15 protein-coding genes and 1 other RNA gene are annotated in these 15,282 nt (G+C 35.6%); 10 read left to right on the top strand and 6 right to left on the bottom strand.

Annotated elements, in window-relative coordinates; all coding sequences use genetic code 11:
- The first annotated feature begins 42 nt into the window (after positions 1–42).
- From JM83_RS17905 to hemL, 3 genes are read left to right on the top strand one after another with little or no spacing between them, the layout of a single operon-like run.
- Entirely contained in the window at positions 43–978 is a 936-nt protein-coding gene (locus JM83_RS17905) for a 1-aminocyclopropane-1-carboxylate deaminase/D-cysteine desulfhydrase (RefSeq protein WP_144963856.1), read from the top strand.
- Complete coding sequence (locus tag JM83_RS17900; RefSeq protein ID WP_144963453.1) at positions 971–1,762, top strand: glucosaminidase domain-containing protein; 792 nt, start codon at positions 971–973, stop codon at positions 1,760–1,762. Before JM83_RS17905 ends, JM83_RS17900 begins: the two co-directional genes overlap by 8 nt.
- Before the next feature lie 7 nt (positions 1,763–1,769).
- Entirely contained in the window at positions 1,770–3,056 is a 1,287-nt protein-coding gene (hemL, locus tag JM83_RS17895) for a glutamate-1-semialdehyde 2,1-aminomutase (RefSeq protein ID WP_144963452.1), read from the top strand.
- A gap of 38 nt (positions 3,057–3,094) precedes the next feature.
- Here the strand turns inward: hemL and JM83_RS17890 are convergent, their stop codons facing one another.
- Together JM83_RS17890 and JM83_RS17885 are read right to left on the bottom strand one after the other, a co-directional pair.
- The gene (locus JM83_RS17890; protein ID WP_144963451.1) at positions 3,095–3,499 is read right to left on the bottom strand and encodes an acyl-CoA thioesterase; all 405 of its coding nucleotides are present in this window, start codon (positions 3,497–3,499) and stop codon (positions 3,095–3,097) included.
- The gene (locus JM83_RS17885; protein ID WP_144963450.1) at positions 3,496–4,551 is read right to left on the bottom strand and encodes a glutaminyl-peptide cyclotransferase; all 1,056 of its coding nucleotides are present in this window, start codon (positions 4,549–4,551) and stop codon (positions 3,496–3,498) included. Before JM83_RS17885 ends, JM83_RS17890 begins: the two co-directional genes overlap by 4 nt.
- Positions 4,552–4,638: 87 nt before the next feature.
- Between JM83_RS17885 and ffs the strand changes: the two genes are divergently transcribed.
- The 3 genes from ffs to fsa all read left to right on the top strand — a co-directional run bounded on the left by ffs (position 4,639) and on the right by fsa (position 6,296).
- Positions 4,639–4,737, top strand: an RNA gene (gene ffs, locus JM83_RS17880) — signal recognition particle sRNA small type.
- 40 nt (positions 4,738–4,777) lie between these two features.
- Entirely contained in the window at positions 4,778–5,596 is an 819-nt protein-coding gene (locus JM83_RS17875; protein ID WP_144963449.1) for an SDR family oxidoreductase, read from the top strand.
- Positions 5,597–5,642: 46 nt separating this feature from the next.
- A complete protein-coding gene (fsa, locus tag JM83_RS17870; RefSeq protein ID WP_144963448.1) occupies positions 5,643–6,296 on the top strand; it encodes a fructose-6-phosphate aldolase in 654 nt (217 codons plus the stop codon).
- Positions 6,297–6,384: 88 nt separating this feature from the next.
- On the opposite strand, the gene JM83_RS17865 is transcribed toward fsa, so the two are convergent.
- Positions 6,385–7,803: a hypothetical protein gene (locus tag JM83_RS17865; protein WP_144963447.1), complete on the bottom strand. Its 1,419-nt coding sequence runs from the start codon at positions 7,801–7,803 to the stop codon at positions 6,385–6,387.
- A 181-nt stretch (positions 7,804–7,984) separates the two neighbouring features.
- Here JM83_RS17865 and JM83_RS17860 point away from each other — a divergent pair, with 181 nt between their 5' ends.
- On the top strand, positions 7,985–9,616 hold the full coding sequence (locus tag JM83_RS17860; RefSeq protein ID WP_144963446.1) for an ABC-F family ATP-binding cassette domain-containing protein: 1,632 nt from the start codon (positions 7,985–7,987) through the stop codon (positions 9,614–9,616).
- Between the two features lie 61 nt (positions 9,617–9,677).
- On the opposite strand, the gene JM83_RS17855 is transcribed toward JM83_RS17860, so the two are convergent.
- The 3 genes from JM83_RS17855 to JM83_RS17845 all read right to left on the bottom strand — a co-directional run bounded on the left by JM83_RS17855 (position 9,678) and on the right by JM83_RS17845 (position 10,899).
- Entirely contained in the window at positions 9,678–9,869 is a 192-nt protein-coding gene (locus tag JM83_RS17855; RefSeq protein WP_144963445.1) for a hypothetical protein, read from the bottom strand.
- Positions 9,859–10,107: a DUF2007 domain-containing protein gene (locus tag JM83_RS17850; protein ID WP_144963444.1), complete on the bottom strand. Its 249-nt coding sequence runs from the start codon at positions 10,105–10,107 to the stop codon at positions 9,859–9,861. The genes JM83_RS17855 and JM83_RS17850 overlap by 11 nt, the downstream gene beginning before the upstream one ends.
- Positions 10,108–10,179: 72 nt before the next feature.
- Positions 10,180–10,899 carry a hypothetical protein gene (locus JM83_RS17845; protein ID WP_144963443.1) on the bottom strand — a complete coding sequence of 240 codons (720 nt, stop codon included), beginning with the start codon at positions 10,897–10,899 and terminating at the stop codon, positions 10,180–10,182.
- A 770-nt stretch (positions 10,900–11,669) separates the two neighbouring features.
- Here JM83_RS17845 and JM83_RS17840 point away from each other — a divergent pair.
- From JM83_RS17840 to JM83_RS17830, 3 genes are all read left to right on the top strand, one after another.
- Entirely contained in the window at positions 11,670–12,203 is a 534-nt protein-coding gene (locus JM83_RS17840) for a DUF6557 family protein (RefSeq protein WP_144963442.1), read from the top strand.
- Between the two features lie 23 nt (positions 12,204–12,226).
- Positions 12,227–13,075 carry a hypothetical protein gene (locus tag JM83_RS17835; RefSeq protein ID WP_144963441.1) on the top strand — a complete coding sequence of 283 codons (849 nt, stop codon included), beginning with the start codon at positions 12,227–12,229 and terminating at the stop codon, positions 13,073–13,075.
- 555 nt (positions 13,076–13,630) lie between these two features.
- Positions 13,631–14,692, top strand: coding sequence for a Fic family protein (locus JM83_RS17830; protein WP_144963440.1), 1,062 nt, complete (start codon positions 13,631–13,633; stop codon positions 14,690–14,692).
- The last annotated feature ends 590 nt before the right edge of the window (positions 14,693–15,282 follow it).

Here is a 15,282-nt window from a genome sequence, read left to right as displayed (position 1 = left end):
TTTTATGCTTTCTGAAAGCTTTTTTTGAATCTTTACAGCATGATGCAGGAAGCCGATTTTAATTTTACTTCTTCAGCAAACCAAATGGTTGCTCATTTTGAACCTTCCAACATTTCTTTATATTTAAAAAGGGAAGATCTTATAGATCTTTTTGTATCAGGGAATAAATTCAGAAAATTGAAATATAATATTTCCAAAGCTCTGGAAATTAATTCAACAACACTTTTAACTTTTGGTGGAGCTTACTCCAATCATATTGCAGCAACCGCCGCCGCAGGTAAGAAATATGGCTTAAAAACAATTGGAATCATACGAGGAGATGAGCTGGGGAATGATTTAGAGAAAACATTGGCTACCAATGAAACTTTAAAATATGCCGCAGCTCATGGCATGCAATTCCATTTTATTTCCAGGGATCGTTATAAAAGAAAAGAGGAGCCAGATTTTATAAAGAATTTGAAGAATCAATTTGGGGATTTCTACTTTCTTCCGGAAGGAGGTACAAACCCCTTGGCAATAAAAGGTTGCGAAGAAATACTGACAGAAGAAGACAAAGATTTCAATTACATCTGTAGTTCCGTTGGTACTGGTGGCACGATTGCGGGCATTATAAATGCCTCTAAGCCTGATCAATATATATTAGGATTTCCTGCCCTTAAAGGGGATTGGCTTTCTACTGAAATAAAAAAATATACAACAAAGAATAATTGGAGATTAATAACCGACTATCATTTTGGAGGCTATGCAAAAGTAAATTCAGAATTGATTTATTTTATAAATCTGTTCAGGAAAAAATACGAGATCGCGCTCGATCCCGTTTATACAGGTAAGATGCTATATGGGATTATTGACATGATAGAAAATTCCAAATTCCCTCAAAATTCCCGTATTTTAGCCATTCATACGGGCGGACTTCAAGGTATCGCCGGAATGAACGAATTATTGACTAAAAAAAACCTTCTGCTCATAGATGTATAAGATAAAACTTCATAAACTTTTTATAGGGCTCTTTCTTTTGCTGTTTCTGGCTTCTTGTGGAAGTAAAAAGAAGGTGGCTTCAAAAAGGGACAATCAGAGCGCTACTAGAACAGAGAGTGCTCCCAGAGGATCTTATGCCAATGTTGTAGAAAATTATGTTGCTAAATTCGCAGTGATAGCGCAAGAGGAAATGAGACTTTATAAAATCCCGGCTAGCATTACACTGGCACAGGGAATTCTGGAATCTGGAGCGGGAAAAGGCGAGCTCACAAGAAGGGCTAATAACCATTTTGGAATAAAATGTCATGACTGGGAAGGTGATAAAGTGTACCATGATGATGATAGATCTAAGGAATGTTTTAGAAAATATAACGATCCTAAATATTCTTACAGGGATCACTCCTTATTCTTAAGTCAGCGTCGGCGTTATGCAGATCTTTTTAAATTGGATCCCGATGATTACGAAGCTTGGGCAAAAGGCCTTCGAGCTGCGGGTTATGCCACAGACAGAATGTACCCTAGAAAACTTATAGACTTAGTAGAGCGTTACAATTTGGATAGGTTTGATAGCGAAGTTTTAGGGAAAACATATAAAAGCGACAGAAAAAAGGTAGTTGCGCAAACAAATGGATCAAACAGCTATATAGTTCAAAAAGGGGATACCTTATATTCTATAGCAAAACGAAATAATACAAGTGTAGAAACACTGCAAAAAATCAATAATTTGCCTAATACCAATATTGCTATTGGGCAAGAACTTATTGTGGAATCTACGTCAAATTAAAAAAAAAATGAATTATAAAAGAAGTAGTGCGTTGTTTGAGGCTGCACAAAAAGTAATACCTGGAGGAGTAAATTCTCCAGTTCGCGCATTTAATGCAGTGGGGGGAACTCCAGTTTTTATTGAAAAAGCGGAAGGGGCGTATTTATACGATGAAGATGGGAACAAGTTTATAGATTACATCAACTCTTGGGGACCAATGATCCTTGGACATGCTTTTAAACCTGTGGTAGATGCGGTTGTTGAAAAGGCGAAAAAAGGAACTTCCTTTGGAACTCCCACCGAGATTGAAACCAAGATTGCAGAATTGGCAGTAAAAATGGTTCCCAATATCGATAAGATACGCTTTGTGAATTCCGGAACAGAAGCTTGTATGAGCGCAGTGCGGTTAGCGCGTGGTTTTACGGGAAACGAAAAGATCATAAAATTTGCCGGTTGTTACCATGGCCATAGTGATTCATTTTTGATTCAAGCGGGGAGTGGAGCCGTGACTTTTGGAACCCCAAATAGCCCAGGTGTAACCGAAGGCACTGCAAAAGATACACTTCTCGCAACTTATAATGATTTGGATGATGTTAGAAAACTTGTTGATGCCAATAAAGATGAAATTGCATGTATAATATTAGAGCCTGTCGCTGGAAATATGGGCTGCATCCCACCAAGAAATGGGTTTTTGGAAGGCTTGCGCCGACTCTGTGATGAGAATGATATCCTCCTTATTTTTGATGAGGTGATGACGGGGTTTAGATTGGCGCCAGGTGGGGTTCAGGAAAGACTGGGTGTACGTGCAGATATTGTGACTTTTGGAAAAGTTATTGGTGGTGGTTTACCAGTTGGTGCTTTTGCAGCCAGGGCAGAGATTATGGATCATTTAGCACCAATTGGACCTGTCTACCAAGCGGGAACTTTAAGTGGGAATCCGTTGGCGATGGCAGCTGGTCTGGCGATGCTTGAAGAACTGGATAGCAAGAGAGAGATCTTTAAAAGCATCGATGAGAAAACAGCATATTTGCATGAAGGCTTCAATAATGTTTTGAAATCCAACAATATTCCGCATACTATAAATAGGATAGGATCAATGATTTCAATTCATTTTTCGGATACCCCTGTAAAGGATTTTGCATCGGCAGCACATGCCAATAATCACACTTTTAAGGAATTCTTTCACGGACTTTTAGCTGAGGGAATTTATATTGCACCGAGTGCATTTGAAACTTGGTTTATAACCGAAGCCTTGTCTTACGAAGATCTAGATAAAACAATAGCGGCGGTAGATAAGGTTGCTAAAAGTTTATAAGAAGATAGATTGTCACTTCGAGCGAAGTCGAGAAGTAATTAACTATAAAAAACCCGAAACATCTCTGCAGAGATCTTTACGGGTTTTTTTGTTTTATAATCCATTAAGCACCATGTGGACTTTGCTTGAACAAGTACTTTCCCGGTTTTCCTGTTTTTTATGTTCACCAATCTTTGAGAAGTGACATGGGTGTGTTCGCCAACGAATGTTTGGATTAATAGTTCATCATGCAAGAATGCTTGTTGTTTATAATCTATCTCGTGACGAATCACAACCCAGAAATAGGTGCTCAATATTTCTTCTGAAGCCCGGTTTTCCCAATGCTCTTTTGCGATATCCTGGATCCATTGCACATATTGAACATTGTTCACATGCTTCAGCTCATCTAGATCTGACGGTTTTACGGTAATGGTTTTTTCGTAAATTTCGGGAGTGCCACTCATTTTTCAACTATTTCAACTTCAAATAATTTATCCCAGTTTTTTCCGGTCACATACAATTTCTGGGTATTTGGGTTGTATGCGATTCCATTTAAAACATCAAGTTTAGGATGCTGCGTTACTTTATCCCGCAATCCCTTAAAATTAATGATCCCTTCTATAGCCCCATTTTTTGGATTAATAATGGCAACACCGTCTTTTTGATAGGTATTTGCATAAATTTTCCCTTCTACCCATTCCAATTCATTCAATTGTGTAGAAATAGATCTATTTGTGGTGGGTTGTATAAAGGTTTCTTCAGCTAAAGTTTCGCCATTTAGGATCCAGATTTTTTCGGTGCCATCACTCTTGTAAAATTGTTTGCCATCGTTGCACAAACCCCAGCCTTCTTTACTTTCATTAAAATTGAAAGAACCTGTCTTTTTAAGGTCTTTAAGATTATAAATGAATCCTTCTCCTTCTTTCCAGGTAAGCTGATAAATATTCCCATTAAGAATAGAAAGTCCTTCTCCGAAATATTGATCGGATAACTCTACTTTTTCGAAAACCTCGCCAGTTTCAAAATTCGTTTTTCTTAAGGAGGAGGTACCATATTGCCCGGTACTTTCGTATAAAGTGTCTTTAAAAAATTCCAATCCTTGGGTATAGGCTGCGATATCGTGCGGATAGGTGTTTATAATTTTATAAGTGTAAATTTCTGGAGCTTTGCTATTAAAGATCTTAAGATCTATTTGAAGGCTATCTGCTGCTCCTTCAGAAAAAACAATGGCGTTGATTTTCTGATTTCCCAGTTTTTCGAAATTTAAAGGGATCTCTAATTCTGAAGTAGAAGTTGTTGTTCCCAATAATTCCCTTTCAAAATAAAAGGAAGTAGAATCTATTTTTTTGTTTTTAGGGTTCTGAACACTGATTTTTACGGTCTCGCCCAACTTAAATTCGGCTTTGGAACTCACAAAACTGAGTGAAAAGTCACTTTTATTTTTATCAGGATTACTTCCGCAGGAAATAAATAAAAGATTTAAAATAAACAGTAACAGGAGCTTAGCTTTCTTCATGAAAATATTGTTGTTTGCTTTGGGCTAATTTAATTAATTCAAGTTAAAAAATCCTTGCAAAATGTAGTAAACATTGTATATTTGCAGCGGCAAGTCCCACACAACCAGCTCCTGCTGAATCCCCCAGGGCGGGAACGCAGCAAGGGTAAGTGGTCGTAGCGGTGTGATGTGGGTCGCTTGCCATTTTTTGTGTCTGATATTTAAATTTTATCGCATCTTTGTGATCATGAAAACAGATACTTCCCCACACGTTGTACTTATTACAGGAGGCTCTTCCGGAATTGGAAAATCCATAGGAGAATTCTTGATGTCCAAAAATTTTAAGGTTTACGGAACCAGCAGAAACCCAAACCCCGATCACACGACTTCTTTTCCCCTTATAACACTCGATGTTACCAAGAATGAAACTATCATTTCGGCTATTTCAGAATTGATCGCTAAAGAAGGTAAAATAGATGTGCTGATCAATAATGCGGGGATCGGGATAACCGGTCCTATTGAAGAAACCCCGGAAGAAGAGATCAAAAAGGCATTTGATACCAATTATTTTGGCCCGCTGAACGTTACCAAGGCCGTACTGCCTCATATGAGAGAGCAGGGTGGAGGACTTGTGATTAATATCACCTCTATTGCCGGATATATGGGATTGCCTTATCGCGGAATATATTCAGCTACCAAAGGAGCCTTAGAGTTGACCACCGAAGCTTTTAGGATGGAATTAAAGGGTTTTAATGTTCAAATGACCAATGTGGCTCCAGGGGATTTTGCTACGAATATTGCTGCTGGAAGGTACCACGCTCCGGTTTTAGAGGCTTCGCCATATAAAAAAGCCTATAAGAATACGCTTGATATAATGAACAAGCATGTGGATGAAGGTAAAGATCCAGAGCTTATGGCCAAGATGATCTATAAAATCATTAATACCCCAAAGCCAAGGGGACATTATAAAGTTGGGGAACCTTTACAAAAATTCTCCATTGCCCTAAAGCGGATTCTTCCGGACAAATTATATGAGAAAATCTTGCTAAAGCATTATAAATTGTAATTTTGCAACGAGTAAACATAACCATAATTTATTTAAACACAACACTATGAAATTTTTTATTGATACTGCAAACCTTGACCAGATTAGAGAAGCCCAAGATCTAGGGGTTTTAGATGGGGTTACCACAAACCCGTCGCTCATGGCCAAGGAAGGGATCACCGGAAAGGACAATATATTTAAACACTATAGAAAGATATGTGATATTGTAGATGGCGATGTGAGCGCAGAGGTTATTGCAACAGATTATGATGGGATCATCAAGGAAGGTGAGGAGTTAGCCGAGTTGCACGAGCAAATTATAGTGAAAGTTCCTATGATTAAAGATGGTATAAAGGCCATTAAATATTTTAGCGATAAAGGAATTAAAACCAATTGCACCTTGGTGTTTTCTGCAGGGCAGGCCTTATTAGCTGCTAAAGCGGGAGCAACCTATGTTTCTCCATTTATAGGGAGGCTGGATGATATTTCTACTGATGGTTTAAACCTAATTGCGGAAATTAGATTGATCTACGATAATTACGAATTTGAAACTCAAATCTTGGCAGCTTCTGTAAGACATACCATGCATGTGATAGATTGCGCGAAATTAGGAGCAGACGTCATGACGGGGCCATTGTCGTCTATCGAAGGGCTGTTAAAACACCCACTTACAGATATTGGTTTGGCTAAATTCCTTGAAGATTATAACAAAGGGAATTAGGTTTAAGCATATTATGATTTAAGAAAAGCCTGAACAATTTAATGTTCAGGCTTTTTTAATGATTTTTATTGAAGTAAAGTAAACGGAGTTACTGTTGACTTATAAACTCCAAGATCTTATTTTCCAGATCTGGCGTGTTTATTTGAAGATCTCCTCGGGCAATCGTGCCTTTGGAATCCATAAAAATTAATTTGTTCAGGTAATACTTTAGTAAATTTTCATCTACCCGAATTTTAATGGCCTGAAATTGTAATTTAGGATCGAAGGAATTGTTTTTAATAACTTCGATCCATTTATCGGAACCGTCCATATCTAGGTTAATACCAATAAAAGCCACTTCTGGATATTTAAATTGTAGGTCCTTGATAATTTTCTGTTGCCATTTATAATGCGATGGAGAAGAACTTTTCCAACGGTAAGTGATCATGGGCTTTCGAGTAAAACTTTTAAGTTTAACTGTATCCTTGCGTGTATTTATATAGATCTTCTCGCCAAGTGAATTCCCAGGTAGAAAATCTGATTGGATCTTGGCCATCTGGGCTATTCCTTTTTTCATATTTCCAGAATAATCCATCTTTTTCAACAAGTTCAAGATCAAATCTACATTTTCTGCCTTTTGGGAATAAATAATTCCTTGGGAGGCCAATCTATCCAAAAACGTATTTTTTATATTCTTATTCTGAATTAAGGAATCCACCAATTCTATCTGGTACCTTATATTCTCGAAACTATTTAAATTAGTGCAATTTTTATCGTATGGTTTGGTTTTAGCGCAATCTTCTAAAGTTTTTGTTCTTAAAAAATCATCTATAAAATTTAAATAGACATAAGAATCCTCTAAAGCCACATAATTAAAGGAAACCTCATTTCTGTACTCATGAAAATCTGCTGGTATCTTACCTATTAAACTCGGATTGTATTTTCGAATTAAAAAGGCATAGCGTTCCCTAAGATCGTAATACTCATAGTTGATACTGGAATTTGCAATTGCATAAAAATCCTGTGAAATATCGCTTTTTTCTACAAGATCCATCAGTTTCTGCTTTCTATTAGCCCTTATGGAATCTGTTTTTTTGGCAAATTCAGATGGATCTGACTTATAGTAAGATAAAATTAGATCGTTGTCCTGTTGGTTAAGGAGATAAAGATCGGTGAGGAAATTACTTTTTTCTGAACCTTTTCCGCTGAAATTCAAAGATTCATCGAAGGCCAAGGTGTTTAACCATACCATCGTACTATCGCCCGGCTCTAAATATATTATTTGATTCTCTGGAGGATGTCTAAATTGGTACAAGCCGGCTTTAATGCCCTTAAGAGTACCTTGAAACTGGTTGTTGTTATCCAAACGCAACGTATCTATATCTAAGTTGTTTTTGGAAATTATCACATATTCACTGCTTGGATTGGCAATTTGACCTTTAAGAAAAACCTCAGAAGTTTTATTTTTCTTGTCACAAGAGAGAATAAATAAAGAAATAAATAGTATTAGGGATAATTTTAATTTCATTCGGGGTAATTCTGCTATGTCCTTTTAATCAAAAAATAGTATGCAATGAACAAATATAGATTTTGAGATATTTGCCTCGTGTTAACCACTCGTTAAAAGGATTAATTAAAACGTTAATGTTTTATCAGGTGGACAATAATGGTTATTTTTGCAAAAATTTACAGAAAGAAAATATAAAAATATGCTATCAGTTTCTAATTTATCGGTACAATTTGGGAAACGAATATTATTTGATGAGGTAAATACTGCCTTTACACAAGGAAATATATATGGAATTATTGGTGCCAATGGTGCCGGGAAATCTACTTTTTTGAACATCCTTTCTGGAAAAATGGATCCCACTAGCGGTCACGTGCATTTGGAACCTGGCAAAAGGATGTCCGTTTTGGAGCAGAACCATAACCTGTATGATGAAAATACGGTTTTGGAAACGGTTATAATGGGAAATAAACCATTGTATAAGATCAAAAACGAAATGGATGCCATCTATGCCAAAGAAGATTTTAATGATGCCGATGGAGAGCGGGTAGGAGTGCTACAAGTGGAATTCGAAGAGATGAATGGTTGGAATGCCGACAGTGATGCTGCTGCTTTACTTTCTAATTTGGGAATCAAGGCAGACCATCATTATACGTTAATGAAAGATTTGGATGGTAAACAAAAAGTGAGGGTATTATTGGCCCAGGCTTTATTTGGAAATCCAGATGTGCTTATTATGGATGAGCCTACCAACGATCTGGATTATGAAACAATCTTATGGTTGGAGAATTTCTTGGCCAATTACGATAATACCGTAATTGTTGTTTCCCACGATAGGCACTTTCTAGATGCGGTTTGCACCCATATTTCGGACATTGATTTTAGTAAAATAAATCATTTTAGTGGGAATTATACTTTTTGGTATGAATCTTCTCAGTTAGCAGCGAGACAACGTTCACAACAGAACAAAAAAGCAGAAGAAAAGAAAAAGGAATTAGAGGAATTTATTCGAAGATTTAGTGCGAACGTTGCAAAATCCAAACAAGCGACTTCGCGTAAGAAAATGATCGATAAACTGAATATAGAAGGTATTAAACCTTCCAGTAGAAGATATCCTGCCATTATTTTTGAAAGGGAGCGGGAAGCCGGGGATCAAATTTTAAATATTGAAGGTTTAGAATCCTCTATAGATGGGGAAATAATTTTTAAAAATGTAGATATCAACCTTAAAAAAGGGGATAAAATCGTTGTCTATTCCAAAGATTCCAGGGCAACTACGGCATTTTATGAGATCCTAAATGGGAAACAAAAAGCAGATGCAGGTACTTACAATTGGGGAGTAACTACTTCTCAGTCTTATTTGCCTTTAGATAATGCAGAGTTTTTTGATAACGATTATACTTTGGTAGATTGGTTAAGGCAATGGGCCAAGACCGAAGAGGAGCGTGAAGAAGTATATATTAGGGGATTTCTTGGCAAGATGATCTTTAGTGGGGAAGAAGCCTTAAAAACTTCGAGAGTGCTATCTGGAGGAGAGAAGGTTAGATGTATGTTAAGCAGGATGATGATGATGCGCGCTAACGTGCTAATGTTGGATGAACCTACCAATCACTTGGATCTTGAATCTATTACCACTTTTAATAATTCGCTTAAGAATTTTAAAGGAACCGTATTGTTTACGACCCATGATCATGAATTTGCACAAACGGTTGCAAACAGGGTAATTGAATTAACGCCTTCTGGTGTTATAGACAGGTATATGACTTTCGATGAGTATATGGAAGATAAAAAGATCAAAGAGCAACGCGATAAAATGTATGCGGTAGAAGCATGATTTTAAACACATTAAAAATAAGAACCTCGAAAAATAGCTTTTTTCGAGGTTCTTATTTTGTTCAGATACCTTTATAATATTTATAGAGATCGTAGATTCCAAACGCTATAAAGCCAACAGCAATAACATACCCAAAAGTATTCTCTTCTTGAGTAGTGGTAAGGGTATATAATTTATAGCATCCGTATAAAAAAAACAGGATTCCTAATACCAGGTGCCAGATATTTCGATTTTTTGGGATACTATTTTCCATCTTTGAATTCTTCTGGGAATGTGGATTTGGCAATTTCTAAACCTTCGGCTAAATGTGAACTGATCACAAACAATTGAACTTGCCCTGGTAGACCCCCACCAAAACCAGCTCTAAGACCAGAATCAAAATCATTTCTCACCATATTGGATAATCCCGCTTTATTAAAAAGTTCCTGTAAATATTGGACATTTGTTTCTGGTCCTGTATATACATGTTCATAACCTTGATCTTCACTCATACTATTGGATTTATAACAACTAAGTTAGTTATAGAAAATTAAAAAATATCAGATTTATCAATTTTTATGCAATTAGGCATTATAAAACTTACTTCTCCAAATTGCCTCGCTAAAATTCTTGCCTTTTTTAAACCCAAAAAATATGGTCATACCTGCCAACCATTTGAACATAAATAAATAGATAATGAGAAATTCTGCAGTTGTGTGGTGCTGGCCAAACATTCCTGGGGGAACAACAGATGTAAAAGCAAGACTAACTATCAATAACAAAACAACTAGGTTTTCTATTTGCTTAAAAGGCCACATCATTAATTTTCTAAAAGGGTGGAGGTCCTTTCCCCAAGAATGGATCAAATAATAATATTGATTTCCAATGGGTGCAAAAAGCAAGGGGTCGTCTGCATTTTCTAATTTGAATAGTTTTGCCGGTGCCATTATTTTAAAACCCTCCAGCTTGGTGCTATGGATTTTTTCAAGGTGTTTTATTTTAGAAATCGCTTCGTAGGGAAGTTCTGCTTTAAAATAGGAAGAGTTTAAGAACCGTAACCTGTAATCTATGCAAATTCTTTCGATATCGGTCAAATGATAAATTTTTGAAGTTTCCAAAAACTCTAATTGTAGGACATTGGTTTCTGCTTCAATTCCTTGTTTAAGCTTTTGCAGAATAAGATCTTCTTGTACCTGTTCTCTTTCCAAGACCTCTTGTACTTCCTTCAATAAATGTTCTTCAGAAATCCTTTTGTTTCTGCTTTCTAGTATCTTATCCGGAATATGAGTGCCTTGCAGTGCCATCTACTAAATTATTAGGTTTGTACTAATTTAACTATTTGACATTAAACTAACAACGCATATTTAAACTTTAATCCCTCATTAAGGGTTTAATTATTACTTGCTTGTAATTAATTGTTTGACGTTTTTGTCTCCCGGAGCGAAGTCGGAGGGAACGACCATAGATTTAACTTTCCAGCGTTTATAAGGTCTATGCGGGAGGTTACTTTTATTGGTCACCGAATTGGTCCCGCTTTAACATATTTTAACGTTTGAATTGCCTTAACAGTTTAAAATGAAGCAAAACACATCAAATTATATTTTTAGTGATTTATAGTTCCTGAATTAGTGTAGGTCGGTATTCACAGTCATATTTCCTCAATACTGATCTTTCTATTTTGAATTATCAATGCTTTTCATGACCAAGTGCTAAAAATATCTATTTTTCATGGTCAGTTAATGTTTTTCATGCTATTAGGAGATCAGGATATTAATATCCTTGAAGAAAGTTTTGAGGAGATATTTATGAATGACATACATATACTAATCGTGGTTATAAAGACAAAGCTGGCTCCTCTTAATTTCATTCTCGGGCACCTGTCGTCTGTGAGTTTATAAAACGTTTTTACAGTAAATAGAGATTAAGCGACATAATATGTTGGCTATAAATTACCTGGACTTTAGGAGTTTGATCTTTCAGTTTAATTCAAAAATATTCAGTTAAGAAATGCTGAGTAATTCAAATAGAAAAATCCTAATTTTACCTAAACCTTTCTCAGAAAAAGTAAATCGATATGACCTTACAACAGCTGGTGCAATGCAATTCCTGGTTAAGCATTTCTGCTATACTCTTGGAAATATATCCGGATGAAGAAAAAAGCCTCGAGGGCTACGAGACGGTATTTGAAAAATTGCTGATGATGGCCTCCGAAGAAACCGATATGACGATTGTGATAAAGGCTGTAAAAGATGCCTTTGACGAAGAGGAATATGTAGATGTTTCCGGGAAATACAACCACCCTCAAAATGAGGAACAATCATTTTCTCAAGCAATCGAATTTACGTCCTGGAAAAAATGGTTAGGAATGGACATTTGTAAAGAAAGTTTAAAAGATTTTTCAGAATTGGAAATCCTCGCTCATTGCCTTTACGAAATGACCTTTGTAGGTTTTGAAGAGAAAGGGATACAGAAAGAATTGAATGATCTTGAAAAAACTGTGGAGGACTATGAAACAATGACCGAAGAAGAAAAACAGAAAAACAGGATTTCATTAGAAGATCTTTTAGATGAATTAAATGAAGGTGACCCGGAAAACGAACATTTATAATAAAACATATTAAATAGCAAAACATGATTAATCTCGATGGCTTGGAAGGTTTTGATAATTTGGAAGACTTGAATAAAGAGTTGCAAAAAAGGGCAAATGCCTATAATGAGAGTGGTGTGGATGATTTTGACGGTTTAACTCCCTTGCAGATGGGAGAGCTTCAAATTTTTCCCGGGGGCGAAGGACCTTTGATATTGAACAAGCTTTCAGAAAAGCAACTTAAAAAATGCCCCTTGCTCATGCAAGTACGCTTTCTCATTGATAAAATGAAGGGAGGCGAAGGATTAAAGCTCACCAAAACCGGGGCTTTGCCTACTAAATTAGTCAAAGAAATTTACGGACTGGGATACCTTAAAAACGAAGCGATTGAAAAAGGTATTAGCAAGTTATATAAAGAAAGTGAAGTTATTGAAATTAATATCACCCGTGTTTTATTGGAAATTTCAAGTTTAATCAAAAAGAGAAATGGAAAATTAAGCTTAACCAAAATTGGGGAAAAGCATGCAGATGATGGAAATTTTATACTGAAAGAAATCCTGAGTGTTTTGTTCCATAAACTCAATTGGGCTTACTATGATGGGTTTGACTCTGATGCCATAGGTCGTGTAAATCCTGCCTTCAGTCTTTTCCTGCTCAAAAAATATGGAAGCAAAAAAAGATCTGCCTATTTTTATGCCGGAATGTATTTTCAAGCCTTTCCGCAAATTATGGAGGAAAATGACTATTCGTTTAGATGTTACTCACTAAGAACCTTTGAGCGCTATTTTACTTTTATGGGCTTTGTGCAGGTAGTGAAGGAGGACTACTTATCGCCGGCAGATGTTAAGAATACGGAATTTTTTGATCAGCTTTTTTCACTTGAATCGAAATAAACCTTAAAAATAAATTTTTCTTAAGTTTTCCATCTTGTATTTTAATCCCTCATCGAGGGTTTAATTCCCCGAGGCTTGCCTCAAATTTTTAAAAATAGTTTCCAATGCATACCTCGTGGGCTTGCCCCGAGGTTCTTGATTCCATTTCGGAATTTCCGATAAATTGTAAAGTTGGAGGGAAAGATCAGGAATCTTCATTTTCAATGGTAAAATGTCTTGCAAGAGCATCTAAACTAATGGGATACCGAATTAGTGCTCCTATAACAACATTTAACTTTTGAATTGTTTTTAATGAATTTAAAATGAAGCAAAACACATCAAATTATATTGGTCATTGTTCTAAGTATTGATTATCTAACCAAACGTTCTTCGAGGATATGTAAAGTTTTTATGAATCCCTTTACACAAAAGAATAATGTGTAAAGGATTCGGCAATTGTCTTTACATATAATTTAAATGTGTATAATTTTGTCATTTATTTATACATATAAAGGCGATGTGTAAAGAAAATCTAATTATCTTTACATATTATCAAAAGCGAATAAAAATTAAGGAATGACTTGGAAACTTCAAAATTTGCCCTATCCTAAAGAGTTAGAAACCCTGAAAGTTCTAAAACTTTTACCTGAAGCACATAGGGCTTTGGCTGAATTAAAGGGTGTTGCACAATCTATTCCTCGACAAGATATTTTAATAAATACACTGGCCATACAAGAGGCTAAAGATAGTTCTGAGGTAGAAAACATTGTTACTACCCATGACGAAATTTATAAGGCAAGTATGGGTATCGGCAAGCTTACCTCTAGTCAAGCCAAAGAGGTGCAGAATTACATATTAGCAATGAAAACAGGTTACAAAATCGTAGTCAAACACAATTTTCTATCAATTAATCACATAAAACAAATTCAGCAAATACTAGAAAACAATAATGCTGGCTTTAGAAAAGTACCTGGAACAACGCTTAAAAATCAAAAGACAGATGCTGTTGTCTATTCGCCACCACAAAGCAATGCAGAGATAGTACCGTTAATGCAAAACCTGGAAGAGTTTATAAATAAGCCAGAATGTTTGTCTGTAGACCATCTTATTAAAATGGCATTATTTCATTTTCAATTTGAAAGTATTCACCCATTTTATGATGGGAATGGTCGTACAGGCAGAATCTTGAATATATTATATCTCATACAGTATAACTTGTTAGATACACCCATTTTGTATTTGAGTAAGTATATCATTCAACATAAAAATGATTATTACAGACTGCTACAGCAGGTACGCGATAAAGGGGAGTGGGAAGAGTATCTTTGCTTCATGCTCACCGCTGTTGCCGTTACAGCCAAAGATACATTAGAGAAAGTAAAAAACATAAAACAGGCAATGGCAGAATTTAAGGTGCTCCTACGGGAAAATTATAAATTCTACAGTCAAGATCTACTTAACCATTTGTTTAAGCAACCTTACACGAAAATAGAATTTTTACAAAAAGAGCTGCATATCTCACGCATCACTGCAGCTAATTATTTAAACCAATTGGCAGAAGATGGTCACCTGACCAAATTTAAAATAGGTAGAACTAACTATTATGTAAATGGAGTCGTTCTTAATGCATTGAAATAAATATTTCCTTCCATACTAACACCTTGTTTCAATTTATAAAATAATTAAGCCAAATAGGTGAAAACCTTTTTAAGCCCCCTAATAAGAACTATTTACTTTATTAAAAAAAAACTATATCTTGGAAAATTACTCCCATTGTGAACCGGTGTTTAATAAAGGATTCTATTTAATTGAGAACTCTTTTTTGAGTGAAGAGATGCAAGCCAATTATAACCATATTTTGAACTCTCGATTTGAAATTTTTAATAATGATAACGGACAATAAAAGGATTAATATTGTAAGATCTGTTTTCGAAATTTCGAGCACTATTTAAAAATCGCTTAAACTGATTTATTAAATAATGGTTGCTTTTTATCGATAAATTAACATTATAGTTGTGGTTCTAATTATTTATAATTAAATATGTATTGGAATCTTACAATCCCTACTTCGAGATTCTCCAAAAAAACATATTAAATCAACGATTCTAAAGCATGAAAAATAAGAAAGCGACCCGTGAAGGCTGCCTTAATGTTTTAGCTCACGTCTTTTATATATTCATAAAGCGGAGTTCATGAAACATAAAAACGAAAAATGCCCCACATTGGAA

The organism is Gillisia sp. Hel_I_86 (genome assembly GCF_007827275.1).
In the GTDB taxonomy this organism is placed as follows: Bacteria; Bacteroidota; Bacteroidia; order Flavobacteriales; family Flavobacteriaceae; genus Gillisia.
Note: the sequence above shows the minus strand (reverse complement) of the source record. Positions and strands in the feature narration are given on the sequence as shown.

Bases quoted from the DNA above. Each gene is read 5' to 3' on its own strand.
- JM83_RS17905 (WP_144963856.1), top strand. From the start codon at position 43: ATGCAGGAAGCCGATTTTAATTTTACTTCTTCAGCAAACCAAATGGTT.
- JM83_RS17900 (WP_144963453.1), top strand. From the start codon at position 971: ATGTATAAGATAAAACTTCATAAACTTTTTATAGGGCTCTTTCTTTTG.
- hemL (WP_144963452.1), top strand. From the start codon at position 1,770: ATGAATTATAAAAGAAGTAGTGCGTTGTTTGAGGCTGCACAAAAAGTA.
- JM83_RS17890 (WP_144963451.1), bottom strand. From the start codon at position 3,499: ATGAGTGGCACTCCCGAAATTTACGAAAAAACCATTACCGTAAAACCG.
- JM83_RS17885 (WP_144963450.1), bottom strand. From the start codon at position 4,551: ATGAAGAAAGCTAAGCTCCTGTTACTGTTTATTTTAAATCTTTTATTT.
- JM83_RS17875 (WP_144963449.1), top strand. From the start codon at position 4,778: ATGAAAACAGATACTTCCCCACACGTTGTACTTATTACAGGAGGCTCT.
- fsa (WP_144963448.1), top strand. From the start codon at position 5,643: ATGAAATTTTTTATTGATACTGCAAACCTTGACCAGATTAGAGAAGCC.
- JM83_RS17865 (WP_144963447.1), bottom strand. From the start codon at position 7,803: ATGAAATTAAAATTATCCCTAATACTATTTATTTCTTTATTTATTCTC.
- JM83_RS17860 (WP_144963446.1), top strand. From the start codon at position 7,985: ATGCTATCAGTTTCTAATTTATCGGTACAATTTGGGAAACGAATATTA.
- JM83_RS17855 (WP_144963445.1), bottom strand. From the start codon at position 9,869: ATGGAAAATAGTATCCCAAAAAATCGAAATATCTGGCACCTGGTATTA.
- JM83_RS17850 (WP_144963444.1), bottom strand. From the start codon at position 10,107: ATGAGTGAAGATCAAGGTTATGAACATGTATATACAGGACCAGAAACA.
- JM83_RS17845 (WP_144963443.1), bottom strand. From the start codon at position 10,899: ATGGCACTGCAAGGCACTCATATTCCGGATAAGATACTAGAAAGCAGA.
- JM83_RS17840 (WP_144963442.1), top strand. From the start codon at position 11,670: ATGACCTTACAACAGCTGGTGCAATGCAATTCCTGGTTAAGCATTTCT.
- JM83_RS17835 (WP_144963441.1), top strand. From the start codon at position 12,227: ATGATTAATCTCGATGGCTTGGAAGGTTTTGATAATTTGGAAGACTTG.
- JM83_RS17830 (WP_144963440.1), top strand. From the start codon at position 13,631: ATGACTTGGAAACTTCAAAATTTGCCCTATCCTAAAGAGTTAGAAACC.